Source organism: Actinomadura alba, from assembly GCF_014323705.1.
GTDB classification, from domain to species: domain Bacteria; phylum Actinomycetota; class Actinomycetes; order Streptosporangiales; family Streptosporangiaceae; genus Actinomadura_C; species Actinomadura_C alba.
Window position 1 is genome coordinate 1 of sequence record NZ_JABVEC010000094.1, and the last position, 885, is coordinate 885.

The 885-nt window shown below is 71.5% G+C and carries 1 protein-coding gene; it reads right to left on the reverse strand.

The genetic code is table 11. The features are described 5' to 3' along the window. Positions 1-885, reverse strand: an 885-nt coding sequence (locus tag HKK74_RS38875; RefSeq protein ID WP_187248439.1) for a DUF222 domain-containing protein, incomplete at both ends; no start/stop codon positions are given.

The following is an 885-nucleotide window of genomic DNA, read 5'->3' on the forward strand; positions in this document are numbered from 1 at the left end:
CCCGGTCGCTTCTTCGCGCCCGGTCGCTTCTTCGTGTCCGGTGGCGTTGTCGGTTTCGCTTGGCCGCCCGGAATGGGTCTGTGGTGTGCGGCCGGGCCGTCCGGTGGCGTCTTCGCGTCCGGTGGCGTTGTCGGTTTGGCCTGGCCGCCCGGCATCGGTCCGTCGTGCGCGGCCGGGCCGTCCGATGGGCCGCTGAGACGCGCGGGCCTCAGCCGCCACGGCTGCCGGCTCCCCGGCCGCTTCGGACTCGGCTCCCCGCGGGGCGGCCGCCGAGGTGCCGGCGTCCCCGGGCTCGGAGTCCTCGGTGTCCGCGGGTGCGGTGTCCCCGGGTGCGGGGTCCTCGGGCTCGGGGTCCTCGGGTTCGGTGTCCCCGGGTTCGGGGGTGGTTTCTGCGGGTGGGGGTGGATCCTGCTGGGGGTCGGCGGCTGTGGGGGAGAGGTCTGCGGGGTGTCTGCCGCGCAGTAACTCCAGGAGGACGTCGGCGCGGATGGCGTCGATGGGTCGTTGGTCGCCGTCGGCTTTGAGCGCGTTCGCGAGTGCGTTGAGATAGTTGTAGGCGGCGTCGGCGTCCTCGGCGGGTAGATCACGTGCGGTCAGATCGGCGGTGCCGTCGGGGTTGTCGTACAGCTCCACCCGGCGGCCCTTCTCGACTGTCCTGCGTCGTCGTTCATAGGCATCGGGGTCGGCGTCTTTGATCGCTTTACGGACCCGTACCGCCAGTTGCCGGGCGGTCAACCGCGGCGCATCGGGCAGCACGAGAGCTTCGACCTTGCGGGCGATATCGTGACCGATCCCGAGCACGCCGTCACAGATCGCCCGTGCTTTCCTGCTGTCGATGCGGCCTTCGGTGAGGGCCCGGCCGGTTTCCAGCAGCGGCCCTTCCAG